At 54.0% G+C, this 20,496-nt stretch carries 18 protein-coding genes; 9 read left to right on the top strand and 9 right to left on the bottom strand.

What is annotated here, in order from left to right; all coding sequences use genetic code 11:
• Positions 1 to 28 precede the first annotated feature (28 nt).
• From PUT07_RS26280 to sigY, 3 genes are read right to left on the bottom strand one after another with little or no spacing between them, the layout of a single operon-like run.
• On the bottom strand, positions 29 to 253 hold the full coding sequence (locus PUT07_RS26280) for a sigmaY antisigma factor component (RefSeq protein WP_274471740.1): 225 nt from the start codon (positions 251 to 253) through the stop codon (positions 29 to 31).
• Positions 243 to 605: a DUF5345 family protein gene (locus PUT07_RS26275; protein ID WP_274471739.1), complete on the bottom strand. Its 363-nt coding sequence runs from the start codon at positions 603 to 605 to the stop codon at positions 243 to 245. The genes PUT07_RS26280 and PUT07_RS26275 overlap by 11 nt, the downstream gene beginning before the upstream one ends.
• Positions 606 to 1,127, bottom strand: coding sequence for an RNA polymerase sigma factor SigY (sigY, locus tag PUT07_RS26270; RefSeq protein WP_274471738.1), 522 nt, complete (start codon positions 1,125 to 1,127; stop codon positions 606 to 608). It lies immediately after the preceding gene.
• Between the two features lie 175 nt (positions 1,128 to 1,302).
• On the opposite strand from sigY, the gene PUT07_RS26265 reads away from it, so the two are divergent.
• Together PUT07_RS26265 and PUT07_RS26260 are read left to right on the top strand one after the other, a co-directional pair.
• Positions 1,303 to 2,178, top strand: coding sequence for a GNAT family N-acetyltransferase (locus PUT07_RS26265; protein ID WP_274471737.1), 876 nt, complete (start codon positions 1,303 to 1,305; stop codon positions 2,176 to 2,178).
• 96 nt (positions 2,179 to 2,274) lie between these two features.
• Positions 2,275 to 2,859, top strand: coding sequence for a hypothetical protein (locus PUT07_RS26260; RefSeq protein ID WP_274471736.1), 585 nt, complete (start codon positions 2,275 to 2,277; stop codon positions 2,857 to 2,859).
• Positions 2,860 to 2,905: 46 nt separating this feature from the next.
• On the opposite strand, the gene pyrH is transcribed toward PUT07_RS26260, so the two are convergent.
• From pyrH to PUT07_RS26245, 3 genes are all read right to left on the bottom strand, one after another.
• Positions 2,906 to 3,640 (bottom strand): UMP kinase, encoded by a 735-nt coding sequence (gene pyrH, locus PUT07_RS26255; protein WP_274471735.1) that lies wholly within the window; start codon positions 3,638 to 3,640, stop codon positions 2,906 to 2,908.
• Positions 3,641 to 3,853: 213 nt separating this feature from the next.
• The gene (locus PUT07_RS26250) at positions 3,854 to 5,134 is read right to left on the bottom strand and encodes an MFS transporter (RefSeq protein ID WP_274471993.1); all 1,281 of its coding nucleotides are present in this window, start codon (positions 5,132 to 5,134) and stop codon (positions 3,854 to 3,856) included.
• 174 nt (positions 5,135 to 5,308) lie between these two features.
• Positions 5,309 to 8,197 (bottom strand): ATP-binding protein, encoded by a 2,889-nt coding sequence (locus tag PUT07_RS26245; RefSeq protein WP_274471734.1) that lies wholly within the window; start codon positions 8,195 to 8,197, stop codon positions 5,309 to 5,311.
• 203 nt (positions 8,198 to 8,400) lie between these two features.
• Here PUT07_RS26245 and PUT07_RS26240 point away from each other — a divergent pair, with 203 nt between their 5' ends.
• Positions 8,401 to 9,588 (top strand): EAL domain-containing protein, encoded by a 1,188-nt coding sequence (locus tag PUT07_RS26240; RefSeq protein WP_274471733.1) that lies wholly within the window; start codon positions 8,401 to 8,403, stop codon positions 9,586 to 9,588.
• Between the two features lie 212 nt (positions 9,589 to 9,800).
• On the opposite strand, the gene PUT07_RS26235 is transcribed toward PUT07_RS26240, so the two are convergent.
• The gene (locus PUT07_RS26235; RefSeq protein ID WP_274471732.1) at positions 9,801 to 12,662 is read right to left on the bottom strand and encodes a DEAD/DEAH box helicase; all 2,862 of its coding nucleotides are present in this window, start codon (positions 12,660 to 12,662) and stop codon (positions 9,801 to 9,803) included.
• A complete protein-coding gene (locus PUT07_RS26230; protein WP_274471731.1) occupies positions 12,659 to 14,251 on the bottom strand; it encodes an SWIM zinc finger family protein in 1,593 nt (530 codons plus the stop codon). Before PUT07_RS26230 ends, PUT07_RS26235 begins: the two co-directional genes overlap by 4 nt.
• Before the next feature lie 192 nt (positions 14,252 to 14,443).
• On the opposite strand from PUT07_RS26230, the gene PUT07_RS26225 reads away from it, so the two are divergent.
• The 3 genes from PUT07_RS26225 to PUT07_RS26215 are packed head-to-tail and all read left to right on the top strand — an operon-like array spanning position 14,444 to position 16,934.
• Positions 14,444 to 14,737 (top strand): hypothetical protein, encoded by a 294-nt coding sequence (locus PUT07_RS26225; RefSeq protein ID WP_274471730.1) that lies wholly within the window; start codon positions 14,444 to 14,446, stop codon positions 14,735 to 14,737.
• A gap of 53 nt (positions 14,738 to 14,790) precedes the next feature.
• Entirely contained in the window at positions 14,791 to 16,602 is a 1,812-nt protein-coding gene (gene recQ / locus PUT07_RS26220; protein ID WP_274471729.1) for a DNA helicase RecQ, read from the top strand.
• A gap of 23 nt (positions 16,603 to 16,625) precedes the next feature.
• Positions 16,626 to 16,934: a 4a-hydroxytetrahydrobiopterin dehydratase gene (locus tag PUT07_RS26215; protein ID WP_274471728.1), complete on the top strand. Its 309-nt coding sequence runs from the start codon at positions 16,626 to 16,628 to the stop codon at positions 16,932 to 16,934.
• Here the strand turns inward: PUT07_RS26215 and PUT07_RS26210 are convergent.
• Positions 16,931 to 17,440: a GNAT family N-acetyltransferase gene (locus tag PUT07_RS26210; protein ID WP_274471727.1), complete on the bottom strand. Its 510-nt coding sequence runs from the start codon at positions 17,438 to 17,440 to the stop codon at positions 16,931 to 16,933. The two genes, PUT07_RS26215 and PUT07_RS26210, sit on opposite strands and share 4 nt — an antisense overlap.
• 257 nt (positions 17,441 to 17,697) lie before the next feature.
• Between PUT07_RS26210 and PUT07_RS26205 the strand changes: the two genes are divergently transcribed.
• The 3 genes from PUT07_RS26205 to PUT07_RS26195 all read left to right on the top strand — a co-directional run bounded on the left by PUT07_RS26205 (position 17,698) and on the right by PUT07_RS26195 (position 20,325).
• On the top strand, positions 17,698 to 18,135 hold the full coding sequence (locus PUT07_RS26205) for a hypothetical protein (protein WP_274471726.1): 438 nt from the start codon (positions 17,698 to 17,700) through the stop codon (positions 18,133 to 18,135).
• A 236-nt stretch (positions 18,136 to 18,371) separates the two neighbouring features.
• Entirely contained in the window at positions 18,372 to 18,824 is a 453-nt protein-coding gene (locus PUT07_RS26200) for a MarR family winged helix-turn-helix transcriptional regulator (RefSeq protein ID WP_274471725.1), read from the top strand.
• Positions 18,817 to 20,325, top strand: coding sequence for a DHA2 family efflux MFS transporter permease subunit (locus tag PUT07_RS26195; RefSeq protein ID WP_274471724.1), 1,509 nt, complete (start codon positions 18,817 to 18,819; stop codon positions 20,323 to 20,325). Before PUT07_RS26200 ends, PUT07_RS26195 begins: the two co-directional genes overlap by 8 nt.
• Positions 20,326 to 20,496 lie beyond the last annotated feature (171 nt).

Genomic DNA, 20,496 nt, shown 5'->3' with positions numbered 1-20,496 from the left:
GCTTTGCATCGTTATTGGCGAAGGTTCCTCATCGTCCCGTGCGCTTGAACCAGCGGTGAATCTTCCGCACCGCAAATAAATAAACGATCAGCGGCGTCGGCGCTTGAAGGATGCCCCAGATGCCCCAAAACCACGGATAGCGGGCGCCGCGCCTGCGCGCATCGACGAACAGCCAGGTGCTCTGCGTGAGCAGAATCAGAGCGATGCCGATCCAAGCCCATAGGGGCAGCTTATCCCATTCTTCATGCTTCATGCGAGCTCACCCGCTTTCGGAGGATCAGCCATGCGACGGGCACGACTACTGCGAGCAGCTGAATGGTAAGGAAGGCTGCCGGCAGCGAGGCTGCGGTCAGGAACAGCAGAGCAAGCAGCACGAGCGCAGCGACCCACAGCTTGAGCAGATCGCCAAGCAGCTGTGAACGCTGCTTCGACTGTGTTGCTGCAATCTGCTCGTCAAACCATGCGGCATGAGGCTGATGGGCTGGAAACAGATGATCCAGTGCGTCAAGTCCTTCTTGGAGCCGCTGAACGGCCTCCTTGTCAAGACGGTCGTCCATGTCCAAGTTCTGGCCGCTCTTATGCGGCATTATGTGTTTGTCGTCCATCTACGTCAGCTCCTTTCGCAATTGTTTCAAGGCGTGATGCACGCGCGATTTGGCGGTGCCCTCCGCAATGTCGAGCATCTCGCCGATTTCCTCATACGTGTAGCCATAATAATGCTTGAGAATGACTGGAATCCGGCTGTCCTGGGGCAACTCGGCCAAGGCGTTCAGCACATCGGGCCACGCCTCGTTCCGGCTTGCGGCTTGCCACTGCACCTGGCGCAGGGACAGCGCTTGCTGCTCTTCCTGCCACAGCTTCTCGCGCTTGCTGCGCCTGCTCTGGTCGATCATCAGCCGCGTAGCCATTGTGATAAGCCAGGAGGAGAATTTGGAGGTGCCGTTATACAGTTTTATTTTCTCGATACAGCGGATCATCGTATCCTGCGTGAGGTCTTCCGCCCGGGTCGGATTCAGCGTTATTTTCAGCAAATACTTGTAAACGAAGTCATAATGCTGCTGCAGCAGCCGGGACAGAGCGGTGCGATCTCCCCGCATAGCCAGACGAATCGATTCGTGCTCTTCCACAATAAGGCGGACACCCTCTCTGTGTGAATTCCTAAATAGTACGACCGGATGCTAATAATCGTTCAAAGACTGACGAAACTTTATGTAAAATGATTTATTAACTAACCAGGTCTTAGCTTGTGCAGGTATAATCGAATTCAGGCAATTACTTTTATATCATATGGAGGACAACATTGTGAAACAGGGAATTGTATCACGCGCAGGACTGTCGCCGCAGGAGCTGGAGGACGTTCGCAAGCTCTGGGAAACTTGCAACCGCCATGACCATATTGACATCAAGCTGAACTGGAGCACCCTTGCGGACCGCCCGGCCGGTGTGACGAATGACTTTTTATTTTATCAAGATGACCGGGTTGTCGGTTTCTTGGCGATATACAGCTTTCTGTCTACGGAAGTGGAAATCAGCGGGATGGTGCATCCGGAGGCGCGCAATCGGGGGATATTCGGCCAGTTGGTGCAAACCGCTCTGAACGAATGCAAGCGCAGGGAAGTGCCGAAAGTGATTTTCATCAATGAGCGGGGATCGGCAAGCGGCAAAGCTTTCTTACTGCAGCTTGGGGCGGTATACAGCTTCTCGGAATACGTCATGGAGCTGCAGGAGGATGCTGCCAAGACGTTGGATGCCGAGTCGATATCGATTCGCCCGGCCGGTGCCCAGGATACGGAGCTGCTCGTGAAGCTGAATGTGACAGGCTTCTCCATGCCGGAGGACGAGGCGAGAAGTTATGTGACGCAAACGATGAACGGCGAGAAGGAGCGGACATGGATAGCCGAGCTCGGTGACCAGAGAGAGCCGATCGGTAAGACAGGCGCTATGGTAGGAACGGATGGCGGCGGCTTCATCTACGGCTTCTGCGTGCTGCCGGAACATCGCGGCAAAGGGTACGGACGCCAGATTTTAAGCCAAACCATCGATAAGCTCAAGCAGCAGAAGGGAGCGGGCGACATCCGGCTGGAGGTTGCCGTCGAGAATGAACGGGCTTTGGGCTTGTACGAATCCTGCGGTTTCAGAACGAAGAATGCGAACGATTACTATGTGATGATGATTTAATCGCGGGTTACCCGTGCAGATAAACTAGCCCTCAGGCTGGTTTTTTGTTGTATACTTATAGGTGTAACACACAAATTTTAACATAGAGAGGATGAAATGATGGAGGAAGTTGAAATATCCGGCCCGGACAAAAGGGCGGCGGTACCCCACGATGAGGCTTTTAAGAAGCTTCTGGAATCATTCTTCAAAGAGTTTATCGAATTGTTCTTCCCCCGCTTGGATCAGCTGCTGGACATAGAGCCTGACTTCTTAGCGATGGCGATTCCGGAGTACGATATTTTACGGTTTCAGTTTCTCAAAGTTGAACTGCGGAGCAAGCCTTGGCGGACATTTATCGAATCCGATAATCCGGTCGCTGCTGCGTTGCTGGCCAAAATGGCATATAATACTGATTTATATTTCAAACCCAATAATGAAGAAGAGGAAGAAGCGATACTGAAAGAACTAAGCGAACAATATCCGGAGGAAGGTGAAGCGATTATGGATTTCATGCCCGCTTGGAAACGGTGGGGGTATGAGGAAGGAATGGAAGAGGGATTAGAGAAAGGTATCGAGAAAGGGATTGAAAAAGGCAAGGAAGAAGTCATACGCAAATTTCTGCAAAAAGGCTTCTCCCCGGAAAAAGTGGCCGAGACCATTGAGGTTCCGGTTGCCGAGATTCGCAAACTGATGAAGCAATAGCTCATAGGAGAGAGGCTGCCGGCGGCAGCCTCTTTATTGGCTGGGCTTAATGATACACCAGATTGGATGAGGAGCTGATAATCGTGCCCGTATTATGCCCTGCGCAGATGTCCTTCATGGAGCCGGGCTTGTCGAAATTGAAAACGTGAATCGGAATATGATAATCCCGGGCCAAAATAAAGGCGGACTGATCCAACACCTTCAAATTGTTCCGGATCACGTCGTTATAGTGAAGCGATTTGTACTGCATCGCCTCTTCGTGGTGTTTGGGGTCCTTGTCGAACACGCCGTCAACCCCTTGCTTGGCAACGAGAATCGCTTCGCAGTTCACTTCAATTGCGCGCTGGACCGACGGATAATCGGTCGTGACGAAAGGCTGCCCGTTGCCGCCGGCGAAAATGACGATATAGCCTTTCTCCAGATGATGAATGGCCCGCAGCCGAATGAAAGGCTCCGCTACCGAGGCGATCGGAATGGCGGTCATGACGCGCACCTCCGCATCCGTCTTCGCTTTCAGCACGCCGCGCAGCATTAAGCTGTTAATCACCGTAGCGAGCGTCCCGATATTATCGGCTTCGGCTTTCTCGATGCCCCAGCTTTCCCCCATATTCCCGCGGAAAATATTGCCTCCGCCGATAACTAGGCACACTTCGACCCCCAACGCTACGACGGTCATGATTTCGTTCGCAATATGATCCAACTGCTTGGGGTCGAACCCGAACTCGCTTTCCCCGGCTACGGCACCGCCGCTTAATTTAATGAGTACCCGTTTATATCGCATATCGATCTCTCCTCTCGGTTTTCACAAAGTTTGACGGTCCCTGAAAGAATGAGTGTGTGTATATGTGCGAAAAAAAACACTAAAGCAATGAATGCTTTAGTGTTTCATGTGAATGAGAAATAGGAAAAGACGCTTCTTCCCGGTCTGTCCGATCCGAACTCTCTTCATCCTTCTCACACCTTTCGCTTATGATTAAAAATTATTGTACACGAACTAGGAAGCTGATTGCAATTTCTGCGGCAACCGCATATGCACGATCAATCCGACGACGACGAGCAGCAGCAGGGAGCCCAGCGCGACGCGGCTGGCCGTGTTGCCGGCGGAAGCGAGCGCCAAAGTAATCGATCCGTACAGCGCAGGCCCGACAATAGAGGAGACTTTGCCGGAGAAAGCGAATAAACCGAAAAATTGGCCGCGTTTCTCCTCGGGCGTCAATTGGACGATCAGAGTCCGGGATGTGACCCACATCGCACCCATGGAGACGCCGTACAGGGAGCCGGCAACCCAGAACAAGCTTTGGCTGGTCGTAAGCGATGCGGTGGCAATTGCCAAGATAAGGATACAGGCAACGATGGTCACGGCATGCTTAGCGCCGATGTTTCGGGCCACATAGCCGAAGATGAAGGAGCCGATGATGCTCGATACCGTTGAGACAAGGTACAGGAGAATGAATTGCCCTGTCGTGAAGCCCATCACCGTATTCGCGTAGACCGCCATAACCGCAATGGCAGTAGCGATAGCGTCATTGAAGAAAAAGTAGGCGATCATGAACAGGAAGGCCGGGCGGTACTTGCGCGCTTCCTTGAACGTATCCCATATCTCCCGGTAACCGCTCCACAGGGATTTCTTCCCGCTAACGGGCTTCGCCGGTTTTTCCTTGTAGAGGAACAGGATAGGCAGAGAGAACAACAGGAACATCAGCGCGCTGGGAATGAATGTATTCTCGAAATGATTGCCATTAATTAAAGGATATACAATCAGACCGACTAATGTGCCAACGTAGCCGACGGCTACGCCGATCCCGGAAATAATCGGAATTTCTCGTGCGCTGCCCAGATCCGAGATCATGGAATCGTAGAAGACCAAGCTGGAATTGTAAAAGAATTTGGCGACCATGAAGAAGAAAATGACGCCCAGCAGCGAGGCGTTAAGCCCGAGCCATTGCTTATCCGTATCCCACAGCGCCGAAGCGCCCATGAGCAGCGTGGACAGGATCGCCACCAAGGTGAAGGGGACGAGGTAGGCTTTCTTCCGTCCTGTACGGTCGATCCACACCCCGAACAGGGGAGAGAGAAGGACGAGAAAGAAGCTGGAGACCGCATTGGAATAAGTGATGAAGGTGCTGGCGATCTGATTGAGCTCTTCGCTTTTTCCGAGGGTTTCTTTTAAATAAAAAGGATAAAAGACAGTCACGATATTGGAGGAGAAAATTGTATTCGCGAAGTCGTACATCGCCCATGCGAAGATCGGCAAGGAGAAGAACAAGGTCCACATTCGGCGTGCAGGTATCGGGTTGGAAGCGGATTCAAGCTTTGCCACCGGGGTCACCCTCTCTAACATATGAAATGGTTTTTCTCTAGTATATTGGCTGCCGGGCAAGGAAATCCCTGCGGTTTACAATAAAAAAATCTCTCCCTCCACAAGTCATGGGAAGGAGAGAAGGCTGCATTATGCGCCTGCATTCGGCCTTTTGATCTCGACCTCGATCATATCCTGATTCTCTTTCATCTCCACCACATCGATGCCGTTGCGCTGCAGCGTGTCAGAGAGCGAATCCTTGTCTTGGGCCGGGAAAACATAGGCATTGTTCTTCTTGTTATCAACCAGATTCTTAGCCACTTGAACGAGGCGTTCCATGGTGAACGGCTTTTTGAGATACTTCTGAATATCCCTTTCATGGAAATCATGCGGCTGGTCGAGCGCTGTCGAGACGATGACCGGCGTCTGGTAGTACATCGGATGCCTGGACAAGTCGGCGATGAAGTCCCAGCCCGTCTTGACGCCTTCGAGCAAAATGTCGACGATGAACAGGACCGGCTCGCCTTTGCAGCGGCTCAATGCAATAATGCCCTCTTCGGCGGAGCGAAGCTGAATGGATGGCAGATCGAGCTTGTTCAACGCAATTTGAATCAGCTTGGCCAGATCGTCGTCATCTTCGAAAATGACAATTTTGCCGTCCATCGAGGAAAGCTTGTACTGGTCGAATTCGATGCGGAAGGTGGTGCCAACGCCCATTTGCGATTGATAGGATATGTGTCCGTTGTGCCCTTCGACAATTTCCTTCACAATGGCGAGCCCGAGGCCGGTACCCCCGATTTGGCGGCGGTCGGAATTGTCGACTCGGAAAAACTTCGAGAACATTTGGTCATGAGCTTCCTCGGGAATGCCAAGACCGTAATCCTGCACATCGGCGATAATGCGGCCATTCGCTTGCGACAGGTAGATGTCGACGCGGTCTGTGCCCGGTGAATATTTGATCGCGTTGGAGATCAGGTTGTGCAGCACTTGACGGATGCGGTCTGCGTCAGCTCTTATCCATAATTCGGGCTCTTGATAGTGTACGACGATGCTATGATTTTGCTTGTCCTGCCACTGGTCCACGATATCCTGCACGGTTGGCAGCAGGTTGATCGGCGAGAAGTGGTATAACTGCCGGCCGGACTCCATCCGCTGCAGGTCGAGGAAATCGTTGATCAAATTCGATAAGCGATGCGCTTCTTTATAGATCGTTTCCATGTATTTCTTCTGCTTATCCTGCGGGAGCTCCCGGTGCAGCAGAATTTCAATGAAGCCAAGTACGCTGGCCAGCGGAGTGCGCAGCTCGTGGGAAACAATCGAAATGAATTCGTTCTTCATCTCGTCGACGCGCTCTTCTTCGGTCCGGTCACGGAATACGAATAAATAGCCTTTCTGCTCCGTATCTTCGCTGACGACGGTCGCATAGAGTTCCGCATGCTGCGGCTGATCGTCGAGGAGGAAGCCGAAGCGCTGTGTCAAATGATTATGCGTGCCGTTAATTAACGCTTCTATGGAGGACGCTGCGCTTATGAAGCTCGGCGTTTCTCTGGCGATCGCGTGACAGCGTTCCGCCAAATTGTCGCCGATATGCGCATCCAAGCCGAAGTAACGGCTCATCCGGTGATTCGAGAAGAGGATGATGCCCTCGGAGTCGCACATCATCATACCTTCATGCGCCGATTCCAAAATATTTTGAATCAGGTCGCGTTGGCCTTCGATCAGCTGCTTCTCGGCGATCAGTTCATCGTTCAACTCGGCCAAGTGAGCCGCTTGCTTCACTCGCTCGTCATTCATAACTTGAGCGTAGAACGCTAAGCCGAACTGATGGACCAAGCCCTTGGTCAGGCGCTGATCGTTGTCGTGGAATACGGAGCTCTGATAGCTCGTTAGCAGCAGGAAGCCGATGACCTCTTGCTTGTCGTCTATGAGCGGCACGTAATGATCGACGGCGTGCGTCATGCCGCTATGAATGCCCTTTTCGTGTCCGGCAACATCACGAGTGTGGATGATGGACGTGTTTTCGTCGAAAACGCGCTTGGCCGGGCCGAATAATTCCGTTTGGTGCTCCCGAATATGTTCTTTCGGGTAGCCGATGGAATGAATCACCTCATAGAAGGTATCGCCATGCGCCGACTCCCTTCTCATAACGACAAGCGCCGCATCCTGCATGAGAGAATTAAGGAGCGCAGGCAGCGTGTGTTTGAGGAAATCCTTCAGCTCCACATAGCCCGTCAGTTTCTCCTGATAGGAGGAGATCAATTCCAAGTCGCGCTCCCGTTCGGATAGCTTGGCTAAAGTAATCTGCTGCTCTTCCTGCTGGGCAATGATTTCCTCGTTCTGCGTCTCCAGGCTCTCGGCCATGTAGCGGTACGTTTCCTCGCTCTTGCGAAGCTCCTCTTCCGCATGGATCGCCCGAAAGGAGATGAAGAGCGACATGGCCCCTGCCGCCAAAGCGATGATTCCGCCAATCAGCGTGATCAACCGGGAGGTTTTGCCCGCTCGCGAAGAAGCGTTGTAAGCGTCCGAGGTGATTTGATTAATGGTCTTCTCAATACTGGTATGGATGACCCGGTAACGGTCCATCATCGTTTTGCCGGAGGCGACCCGGGTTCGGGCTTCTTCGATTTTGCCCGCACGGATCAGCTCCAGCTGCGTATCGAAAAACCGCTGCAAGTTCGTTATAGCCGGAATAGCCTGCGTATCCATAACCAGCTGCAGGGTCGGGTATTTGGCATCATATACACGGATAGCTTGGAGATCCGCTTCCAATTGCTTTTTGCCCGTGAGATAAGGTTCCAAATATTGGTCGTTGCCGGTGAGTTCAAAACCGCGAATCCCCGTTTCCTGATTGATCAGATCGGTCAGCAAACTGTTCGTCGTCTTGGAGATCGGAATCGAATCGTTCACGATGGCGTCGTTTTCGTGCTCCATATGGCGGGACGCGATGTAGTTCGATATGCCGACAGTAGCGAGCAGTGCGACGATCAGAATGACATACAGCATGGATATTCGCGATCGCGTGAATGCTTTTATGGCCATGGGTCACCTAAATTCTACATAGAATAAATTGAATTTACATAAAATTCGACAACGCCCAACAAAATTCCTTCAAAAAACAATCGTGTCAAGTTTCCTGTCATGAATTCGTTGCAAGATCCGACAATGTCGTTTAAAATACTATTCATACTTATTCCCGTGTTATGTATGAGAACATGGAGGCTAATTTTGAGGGGGCGCAGACCGTGAGGGTTAAAGACAGCAGGATTCCGCTGCGGCATGAAGTCCGTCCATTCTTTCAGCCTATCCTTTCGCTTCAGACGCAGGAAATCATCGGTTACGAAACGTTGGGCAGGCGGATGAGGGACGGGCAGATCGAAAGTTTGGGACCTTTCTTCAATGATCCGGACATCCCCGAAGATATGCATCTGCTCGTTGACCGGCACCTCAGAGAGCGGGCGATCGAACAGCTTAACGCTGCGAACGTCCCAAGTGCCTTGTTTATCAACTTGAAGCCTTCGTGGATCTACAGGACCTACAAGCGCACAGGTGTGCTGCCGACCCTTGAACTTCTGCGGAAATATCGCATCGATCCTGCACAGATTGTGATCGAAATTACCGAGGAGGAATTCACGGGGAAGCTGCAGGAGCTTACGCAAATTGTGGAATTGTACCGGGAATTCGGTTGTACCGTTGCGATTGACGATGTCGGAAGCGGGTTTAGCAATTTCGACCGCATCGCCAGTCTCGAGCCGAAAATATTGAAAATCGACCTTAACCTGTTGAAGAAAAGCGCCGTTCATGCCGGATACAAAGCGTTGATGCAGTCGTTTTCCATTCTGGCCGGGCAGATAGGCGCGTCCTTGCTTGTCGAAGGGGTGGAAACGAAGCAGGAGCTGCACCATGCGCTGCAAACCGGAGCCCGTTATGTGCAAGGGTATTTATTCTCGAAGGCGGAGCCTTACTTCCAGCACAAGGATGCATTCAAGCCGCTGCTGAAGGAGGAAATGAGCCTCTTCGGCCAAGAGGAGTTCGATCGCTACAGCCGTCTGTTGGCCGTTCACCATCGTTTGGATGCGTTGATCCATACAGCAGTCTCCATTGCTACGGCTGAAGATGCGGATCAGGTTATTGAGCGTACCCTGCAATCCGTGACGGATAATTGTATCCGTATGTACATATGCCGGGAGGACGGCTATCAAATCTCCTCCAACTACATCCGCAAAGCCGAGATCTGGAGCAAGGATGTCAGCTACCGGGGGGCCAATTGGACGTGGCGTCCCTATTTCATCTCCAACATTCTCATGATGAACTTGCAGAAGCAAGGGATGCTATCCCAAGTGTATACGGACTTGGATACGTCGCAGCAGATTCAGACCTACTCTTGTGCGTTGGGGGAAGGCTTTTATTTGTTTTTGGATTTGCTGATTTAGAGGGAGCTTGGGACGGGATAACCTGCAAGACGGACAGGAAATTCGGTAGAAATGGGACCATTCAGCCCATTCCGGGTAAATTCCTGTGCGCTCTGCAGGTTTTTTATATAAGAAAAGACCTGCAGAATACGCAGGTCTTCAGAGTATGGCGGAGCAACCCGCGTGCCCGGCACGCGGAAAGGCATGTACGGCGGCGCCGTTCAAGCATCCGTCTAAGCCTCGACCCACTCGCGGCGCAGCGAGAACAAGTCGCGCAGCTCGTCGGTCGACAGCTCGGTGATCCAGTTCTCGCCGGAGCCGACGATCTGCTGGCTTAGGCCGAGCTTGCGCTCGATCATCTCGTCGATCCGTTCCTCCAGCGTGCCGAGCGTGACGAACTTGTGCACCTGCACATGGCGCGTCTGCCCGATGCGGAAAGCCCGGTCCGTCGCCTGATTCTCGACGGCGGGATTCCACCAGCGATCATAATGGAACACATGATTCGCCGCCGTCAGATTCAGTCCGATGCCCCCGGCCTTCAGCGATAAAATAAACACATTGCGCTGTTCCGCAGCCGGCACGCTGGCGTCTTGGAAATGCGCGATCATCTCATCGCGCCCGGCCTTGGATGTGCCGCCGTGCAGGAACAATACGGGTTCGCCAAGCTCCTGCTGCAGCACGTGCTGCAGCAGGTTGCCCGTCTCCACAAACTGCGTGAAAATCAAGCATTTGTCCCCTTCCTGGCGCAGCTCCTGCACCATCTCCAGCAACCGTTCCAGCTTGTTCGAACGTCCGCTCCAAGGGGCGGACAGCCCTTCCTTGAGCAGCAAGGCCGGGTGGTTGCACACCTGCTTGAGCTTCGTCAGCGCGGCGAGTATGAGCCCGCGGCGCTCCATCGCCGAGAGCTTATCCAGCCGGTCGAACATGTCTTGAATATAGTTCTCGTATAGCGAGCCCTGCTCGGCGGTTAACGAGATGAACGTTTTGGACTCGTTCTTCTCCGGCAAATCCAACTGAATCGCAGGGTCCTTCTTCTCGCGGCGCAGCAGGAACGGTCGAATCAGCTTCTGCACCTTGCCGATCATCTCGCTGTCGCGCGTCTTCTCGATCGCATTCACGTACCGGTGCGTAAATTCGCGCACGGTACCCAAATACCCCGGGTTCACGAAATCGAAGATCGACCACAGCTCCGTGAGCCGGTTCTCAATCGGGGTACCCGTCAGGGCAATGCGATGATAGCCGTTCAACCGGCGGATTGCCGAGGCTTGCTTCGTATAAGCGTTCTTAATATTTTGCGCTTCGTCCAGACAGATGGAGTTCCAGGCGACACTGCCCAGCTCCGTTTCGTCCAGATGCGAAAGTGTATAAGAGGTAAGCACCAAATCGACTTTACTTACGGCGTCCTCAAAAGCCGGGCCTTTCAGCCGCTGCGGACCGTAATGCAAATGCACCTTGAGCGAAGGGGCGAAACGCTTCAGCTCCATCTGCCAGTTCCCGAGCACGGAGGTCGGGCAGATCAGCAGGGAGGGAGCCTCCGGCTGTTCGTTCTCCTTGACTGTGAGCAAGTAGGTAATCCACTGGATCGTCTTCCCCAGTCCCATATCGTCGGCCAGACAGCCGCCAAGGCCGAAGCGCCGCAGGAAGAGCAGCCATGAGATGCCGTCCACCTGATAGTGGCGCAGCGAGCCATGGAAGCTCGCCGGCGGCTCCACCGTAGGTATCGCTGCAGTCTGCGTCAGCTGATCGACCATGTGGCGCAGCTGCTCGTTCAGCTCGACCTCCATCTCGATGTAGCGCATCGCATCGGGGTCATCCTCCGCAGGCAGCAGCCCGCCGGCGTCGCCGGCGAAGTGCAGCTCCAGCACGTCGCGGAAGGACAAGCCTTGCTTCTTCTGCACCTGCTTCATAATCTGTTCGACCTGGGCCATGAATTGCGGGTCGAGCTGAATCCAGTTGCCGCGAATCTGGATCAGCTTGCGTTTCTCTTCCAGCAGCAAACGGAACTCCTCTTCCGTCAGCTCCAGATCCCCCACAGCCAGCTTCCAGTCGAACTGCATCAGCTGGGTCAGCCCGAACATCGTCTCCCGTCCCGAACCGACGGAAGATTTGATCTTCGCGCGCAGCTTCGGCTTCATCTTGCGGATGCGCTCCCACCAGGCCGGGAGGAATACGCTCGTCCCGGCCTCCACAAGCCGCACGCTTCCCTCTGCGAGGAAGCGCCAAGCCTCCTCCTCCGTGAGCGTCTGGCGGAGGACGCCTTCCCCCGCATCCAGCCATGGCAGGATGCGGACCCATTTGGCCGCGTCGCGGGTGACGCGGCTCAGCTCGGCCTGCCACGCCTCCGGCAGCGGCAGCTCGCCCGGCACCGGCTCGCCGGCCGGCGTCACGGTGCGCAGCACCTCCGGCGTAAGCCGGTCCTGCAGCAGCACGCGCAGCTGCCAGCCTGCGCCGTGCGCCAGATCGGGCTCCGCGAGCTGCAGGCACGTGCGCATCGGCGACCGGTCCTGGCGCCAGCCGATGGCGACGAGCCAATCCTCCTCGTCGAGCCAGAGATCGGCGGCGAGCTCGCCCCGGCGCATGAGCGGGTATGCGGATTCGAGCTTGCGCAGCGTATCCTTCATGAGGCCGTCCGCCTCCACCCACTCGGGAATGAGCGCATGAATCCAGCGGGAGACGGCGGGGGACTCCAGCGCTTGCAGCTCTTCCGGCAGCTGCAGCTTCCAGCCGATTTCGCCGGCTTTCCACTTCTCGTAGTCCGGCATGAAGCTGCCGGAGGCCAGCGCCTCGCGAACCGCAGGGGCCAGGCGGATGAAATCCGCACAGTCCTGATGCCAGTTAAGCTGCAGATGCTGGACAGGCTGCGGATCGCTGAAATAGTCGAGCGCCTCCAGCGGCTGCAGCTCGATGCCTTCGCGGTTCTGCCATTCGCTCGGCTCCATGAAGGTGCCGTAGAAGGAGGCGCGATGCCAGGCGAACAGCATATTTTTCAAATCGAGCGCATCCCAGATGCCCCCATTGGCACGGGAACCCCACAGAAACAGGGAACCGGCGGGGAGGGAGCTTACATGTACCGTTAGCGTGCTGGTTTCGATCATCGAATCCATTTTCCTTTCTTCAGCTCTTCCTGGAAGGCACGCAGGCGCGAGAATTTATCCGCCAAACGATACACATAGTGCTCCCAGCGATCGTTCTGGCCTAATTGCTTGTATAGGGCATGAAGCTTCTTCAGAAGCCGGACCGCCGTCTTATAGGAAGCACGGTTCTTCTCCAAAACCGCCCGTTCGGCGGCTTGGTGATACAGAGGAAGAAGCAGGGCCGCATCGTGCTCTTCGATGGCCTTGAGCTCCAAGGCGTACAAATTCAGCGGTGAAATGCGGTTCGCCAGCTGCAAGTCCACCCATTGGCGGTACCTCTTCGTCTGCAGCAAATACGCCGTGTAATAGTAGTAAGACCGGGGCAGCAGGGACTCCATCACCTGCACCCATTCACTGTCGGAGTCCAAATGCTTGGTCGTATCCAGCCAATACTGGCAAAATGTCCGGAAATCATCGTGATTCGCCTGCGCAATGGACTTGAATAACCAGCGGAGCCAGACCAGCATGAGATCCCAGTCCCGGTTGTTGTAGTAATGATTCAGGTATAAGAAATAATCCTTCGCTTGCGGGTGGGCAAGCTGGTTGAGCAGCTGGAAGGCGCTCTCGGGATCCCCCTGAATCATATGGAAATGCGCCCGGGCCGTCAGCAGCGTATCCTTCTTCCGTGATACCTGCTCTTTCTTGGCCAGAAGAGTGTCTAGCCGCTCGCTCTCCTCCTGCTGCGCTGCGGTCTGGCCGGCCAGCTTCCACCAGATGAACCGGTAGACGAACAGCCAGTCAATGGGACTGTCCTTGCCTTGCAGCGCGAATTCGCCGAGCATCCTGAGCGTTGCCAGCAGATGCTTGGGTTCCGCCTCGAAGGCGGCGTTCAGATCCATGTCCTCGACGAAGGCAACGAGCTTATCCTCGCAATTTTTGGCGGCGATTTTGCACCCGTTCTCATGATAATAAGACAAGTAGGAGCTCTTCGTATCCTGATAAAATTGTTCGATTTTGCGCATCATGAACAGCACGATGTGAAGCATGTAGATGCCGCGCACCGTGCTTCTCCATTCGGCGGCGAAGCCGGGCAGCGACTCCAGGGCGGACTCATAGAAGGTTTCGATCGAATGCTGGTGCGAAATCGAAAACCCGTGAAACCGCCCTTCGAAGAAACGGTGCCAGTCGGCAGGCATCGCCTCTTCGACCGGCGTATTCGCCTTGGCCGCTTCTTTGCGCTCCTGTGCCGGAGCGGCGCCGCGCAAGGGCTTTTTCCGTGCGTGTATTTGTTGTTTCAACTGCTGCAGCAAAAGCTCAGGCCGACCATAAGGGGCATACAGGCTGAAGAAGGTAGCGCCGATATGTTGGCAGAAGCCGTCATACGAGCAGCTGCACGAGCTGTCCGGAAAATGTTCCAGATTGACCGTCGTCTGGTGCAGTCTCTTGCCCGCTACAGTCGATTGAATGCTGGTGCCCTTCAGATCGACATCGGCCACACGGCCTTTGTGATAATACTCCCACCCTTGCTCCAGAACGGCAGCGTCGAAATGCAGCGGGATTTGCTTGATTAGGTAGTTCATTCGATTTTTGGGAATCTGCAGTTTCAGCATGTGTGCTTTCCTACCCTCCGAGCGGTACATTCCTTCTTCCATAGTAACAGATTTTTTCCGAAATTGCCCATTTCCACAGTGTATGCCAAAGGGGAATTTTTTATCCGGGGTCGTAAGCGGTTAACCCTGCATTCCATCTAATAATATGATAAAGTGAAGCTAGAAGGATAGCTACCGAAGGGAGACTGAAGGATGGGTATTAAATTCGGAAGAGAGTACAAGGATATTGTGACTGATTTCGTGCGCGGCATTGAGATGGTGAATGGGTTTTACGAGCTGCTGGATATGAGCGCGGACGATTGGGAGCAGCTGGAGCCCAATGAGCAGGAAGAATGCCTGCGTACGTTGGCTGACGATATTTTCTATGGATTAGGGAGCAGCCCCGTCATGCAGATCGGCGTAGGTTCGGTCCGTCATGATCCGGGCAATCACGTTCTGAAGGTTCACGATGGGGAGAAGCTGGTATCCGTCATCTATCTAGTCTGATAGGCTTCGGGCTCGTGAGTTTGGACTGAATTAAAGAAAGGTGTATATAAGCTATGCTGGATGGGGCAAGGAAAGTTTTACAACAAGTCTACGGGTACCCGGAGTTTCGCGAAGGGCAGAAAAATATTATTTCCAACCTGCTCCAAGGAAATGATACGCTCGGCATTATGCCGACGGGCGGAGGGAAATCCATCTGCTATCAAGTTCCCGCGCTGCTGATGGAGGGGGTAACCCTCGTCATTTCTCCGCTGATCTCTTTGATGAAAGACCAGGTGGATGCTCTGAATGCGCTGGGCGTTCCGTCCACATTCATTAACAGCACGCTGGAAGCCAGGGAAGTCGAGCAGCGGATGCAGGGCGCGATGCAGGGCAAATACAAGCTGCTGTATATTGCGCCCGAGCGGCTGGAATCGGAGCGCTTTCGCGCGCGAATGGCAGCGCTGAATCTGCCGTTCGTGGCGATCGATGAGGCGCACTGCGTCTCCCAGTGGGGGCATGATTTCCGGCCCAGCTACGTCGGGATTGCTCCGTTCATTCGCGAGCTCCCCAACCGGCCGATCGTGGCGGCCTTCACCGCTACGGCGACAGCGGAGGTAACGGCGGACATCGCCAGATTGCTGGAGCTGACGGATGCGGGCATTTTCGTGAACGGCTTCTCGCGGGACAATCTCGAACTGACGATTCTTCGGGGAGAGAATAAGCGGGATTACATTATGAATTATGTGAAAGAGCATACGCATCAGCCGGGCATTATTTATGCCGCAACGCGCAAAGATGTAGAGGACCTGTACGAGCAGCTGCGCAAAAAAGGCTATGCCGCGGGCAAGTACCACGCCGGTTTAACGGACGATGAGCGCTCCTATATGCAGGAAGCGTTTATTTATGACGACATTCGCGTCATGATCGCGACGAATGCGTTCGGGATGGGCATCGATAAATCGAATGTGCGCTACGTGATCCACTACAACATGCCCAAAAATATGGAAGCCTATTACCAGGAGGCGGGCCGTGCAGGGCGTGACGGGGAGCCGAGCGAATGCATTCTGCTGTTCAGCGCGCAGGATATTATGACGCAGAAGTTTCTCATCGAGCAGAACCAGCTGACGCCGGAGCGCAAAGCGAACGAATACAAGAAGCTGCAGACGATGATCGATTACTGCTACTCGCCGCGCTGTTTGCGCAACGTGATCCTGCATTACTTTGACGAACGGAATATCAAAGATACATGCGGCAACTGCAGCTCCTGTAAGGATGACCGGGATACGGTGGATATTACCGTCGAAGCGCAGAAAATTTTCTCCTGCATCCGGCGGATGGGCGAGCGCTTCGGGATTTCGATGGTGGCCTCCGTGCTCAAAGGCTCCAAGGCCAAGAAAATCGTCGATTACCGGTTCGACCGCCTGCCGACGCACGGCATCATGCGGGATTTGCCGGAGAAAGAGATATCGGATCTCATCAATGTGCTGATTTCGGAGGGGTACCTGCAGTTGTCCGACGGCCAGTATCCGGTGGTTCGGCTTATGCAGCCGGCGGCTGAAGTGCTTCAAGGCAAGCAGCAAGTATTCCAGAAGGTGCGCCGGCAGCAGGTCAGAGCGGCAGCGGCGATCGACAATACGCTGTTCGAGCAGCTGCGGCTGCTGCGCCGGGAAATGGCGGCGCGGGAGAAGGTGCCGCCGTATATCATTTTCTCCGACAGTACGCTTCGTGAGATGAGCGAGAGCTGTCCGACGACGGAGGCGGCGATGCTGCGGATCAAAGGTGTCGGTGAGGTCAAATACCGCAACTACGGGAAGCCTTTCCTGGAGCTTCTTCGCACCTATGCGGGAGACAATGAAGCCCATGAGCCCGTTTACGAATATGAGTGATGCCGGAAGGAGAGTGCTGACGCATGAAGCTTGGGCAAACTGAGATTACCGAGAGGTTGGAGCGGCTCTCCGGCTGGACGACGGATGATCACAAATGGATGATGCGTAAATACCGATTTGCGGCATTCATGCAGGGGATAGACTTTGTCAACCGGATTGCCGGTATTGCCGAAGCGGACAACCATCACCCGATGATCGCCGTCGATTACAAAATGGTGACTTTGCGCCTGACCTCTTGGCATGCGGGCGGCTTGACCGAGCTCGATTTCCGCTCGGCGGCCAAATACGATGAGGCTTATACGGCTGTGACGGCCGGGGAAACCGGCGTCTAGTCCTGGTCAGGCGCGGTTTCTTCGTACACCATGCAGTGGAACATGGCGGGACCGGAGGGCGTCAGCCGTTCATACGTATCCGTGATGACGAAGCCGGCACGCTGATAGGTGCGGATGGCCCGCTCGTTCCAGACAAGCACTTCGAGATCGACTTCGTTCCCGGGAGTCTGGAGCAGCGCGGCTTGTGTCAGGAGCCGGACGAACTGCGTGCCGAGTCCGCTGCCTTGTCCGCAGAGGTCCGGGCGCAGGCCGAGGCCTAAGCGGGTGACCCCGACGATGGGGAAAAACTGAACAAAGCCGACGAGGATGCCCTCAGCGTCCACGACAGCCCGGTATTGTTCGGCCCGAATGGATGCGTCCGCGAATTCAGCCTGCTCTTGAAGCATGGTTTCCCACGGAGGCCAGTTGTACAATTCGTAAGGTTCAGGGTATTTCCAAGTACATAACGTTATGCAATGTGCGTCAGTTAAGGGGACGATTTTCCATTGTAAGCTGACATTCTGCATGTTGATCACCCTTTCATTTGTGGCTGGAGGTTGGCATGGCTTCGCTTTTACATATCTCGGTTGGTACATGTATTTTATTTTCGATGCTTTTATTAGGACTGCACGCCTTTCGAATCTCCACGAAAAGAAAATGGCCTCTCACGGTAATCCTCAGCATCTTGACCGCTTGTTTATCCGAATTATTCATTTATGTTTTGGGAACCAAATCGTTATCCCCTATGCTGGCTATTATCATCGAAGCCCTGGGGATTCACTATATGTTTCGTTTGCGGAAGCTGCATGCGCTTATGATCGTGCTTCTTGGCGCAGTGGGGTATACCATGCTTCTAGCCGTCGTATTGTTCGTGGTGGCGGTGATCACGAGCGTTCCGATGTACATTTATTTCGATAGTCCCGATGTCTCGTATCGGCTTTTGAAAATTGCAGCCGCCATAATCACGTTGTACTTTGCTCTGTACTTACAGCGGAATCGGCTAGGCTTTACGCTTCGTTTGGTGCTGGGGAACAAGAGCTTGCATCAGCGCCGAAATCAGCGGATATACCCCGTCTTTGTGACGGCATTCTTCATGTACTCTTCCGCTTATTATGGGGTATCCAAGCACTTGACGTCCATTTTCTACTGGGCTGCGGGGTTCTGCATCATGTTGGCGTGGATGCTTTATCTTCTATACCGTAAGGAGATGGACGAGCTGTAGCGGGAGCCGCCGCCCGCCATTTCAATTCAACCTCCAATCTTGCCGACTAAGCGGGATTGGGGGTTTTTGCATTTGCCTGTACGAGTTGGAGCAGCCAAGTTTTAAATCATTATCATAATGCTGGCGTAATCACAAATACTATAGAGGGCTCTAGTAAACTATATATAAATATTGACATATCAGCGAGAAAGGAACATAATATTGTTTCGTATGCGAAATAATTTAGGGGGCTCCATTTGGATAGAGAACAACGCTTTTTGCAAATTTTTTATACTTATCGGGAAGTGAACCAAGCTTTCTATCATGTTGTGGCCAAAGTTGCTCAGCGGCATGGTCTTACCCCGCTCCAGCTTATTGTGCTCCGTATTTTGGAGGAGTTTCCGGACATTCGGCTGGCTGAACTTTCCGAGAAGCTGAATCTGGGAAACAGTACCGCTAGCGGTATTGTGGACCGGATGACCAAAGCAGGTCTCGTTATACGGGAGCGGGCCGAGAACGATCGACGTGCTATGATGCTTAGACTCTCAGAGAAGGGATTGGCGCTATGGGAGGAATCGAATATGACACGAACGAAGCTGCTTCGGCCTTTGATGAGTTTGTCCGATGAGGATCAAGAGCATTTGCTTCGCATTCAGCATCGGATGATTCAGATTCTAAAGAACATAAGTGAGGATGATCTTCATGACTAGCATGGTTCATACAGCGATGCGCAAAGGGCCCATCATGGCTTCCCTGCTGATTGCCGCATTCGTGGCACTATTAAGTCAGACCGTATTGAATGTCGCCCTGCCCAAAATGATGACCGACCTGAACGTGAACGAAAGCACGATTCAGTGGCTGTCCAACGGATATATGCTCGTGAACGGGGTTCTCGTGCCGATCTCCGCCTACCTAATCAACAGGTTCACCACCCGCAAATTGTTCCTGGTCGCCTCGTCTTTATTCGCCGTCGGCACGGTCATTTGCGCCATTTCCAGCACTTTCGGCTTGCTGCTGAGCGGTCGTCTCGTGCAGGCGGTGGGCGCCGGCATTCTGATGCCGCTGATGTCGGTCGTCGTGCTGACGATCTTCCCTGTGGCTGAGCGCGGCAAAGCGATGGGCATGATGGGGATCGCCATGATCTTCGCTCCGGCCATCGGGCCGACGATGTCCGGTTGGATCGTCGAGCACTACCATTGGCATGTGCTGTTTTATATTGTTCTGCCTCTAGCGGTCTTCGCCGTCGTTTTTGGCGCTTATGCCATGAAGGATGTGATCCAGACATCCAAGCCTAACCTTGACGTTCTAGGCGTTATCCTGTCCACGATCGGCTTCGGCGGAATTTTGTACGGATTCAGCGACGCCGGTACGGACGGTTGGGGAAGCGTAGACGTTCTGACCTGTCTCATTGTAGGGGGGGGCGCGCTGCTGATCTTCGTGATCCGTTCCCTCATGGTAGCAACACCGCTGCTGGAGTTCCGGGTGTTCAAATATTCCATGTTCTCGCTAACGACATTGATCAATGCGATTATTACGATGGCCATGTTCTCAGGCATGATTCTGCTGCCGATCTTCCTGCAGAACATCCGCGGTTTCACACCGCTGGAGTCCGGCTTGCTGCTGCTGCCGGGTGCGATCTTGATGGGGATCATGTCCCCGATCACGGGCATGATTTTCGATAAGGTCGGGGCTCGCTGGCTGGCTGTCATCGGCCTGCTGATTACGACACTTACGACATACCAATTCAGTCAGCTTACCGCGGATTCGACATACAACCATCTGATGCTGGTGTATACGCTGCGGATGTTCGGGATGTCGATGCTCATGATGCCGATTCAAACGGCCGGGATGAATCAGCTGCCGCGGCGCTTGAATGCTCATGGCTCCGGGATGTCGCAGACGCTGCGGAACGTCTCCGGTGCACTCGGAACCGCTCTGCTGGTGACGTTCATGACCAACAAAGCGGCTTCCCACGCGAAGGAGCTTATTATTTCAGGCAAAGTCGATCCGAGCAACAAAGCCCAAATGGCGGAGGTCACGCAAGCGGCTACGATCTATGGAATTAACCATTCCTTCGTGATCGCTACATGGCTAAGCGTTGCGGCGCTGGTATTGGCTTTCTTCATCCGCAAGGTGAAGCCGCAGGAGGATGCGGCTGATGAAGCTTCTGCGCTATCGGCGGCACGTGCGCCTGCAGCGAAGCGGGGTTAATAGTACAGACCGTCTCGGCCAATAGGTTGGGACGGTCTTTGTGCACTCGGCCTGTGCGGAGTTTACATGAGCCCGCCATAGCGAACGCGGCGCTTTTGCGATAAAATGGGGGAAGATCATACAGCTTGGCAAACATAACCTGCTCCTCTCATCGGGGGGCTATTCATTGCA

The sequence above is a fragment of the Paenibacillus sp. MAHUQ-63 genome (genome assembly GCF_028765165.1).
Lineage (GTDB): Bacteria > Bacillota > Bacilli > Paenibacillales > NBRC-103111 > Paenibacillus_E.
Note: the sequence above shows the minus strand (reverse complement) of the source record. Positions and strands in the feature narration are given on the sequence as shown.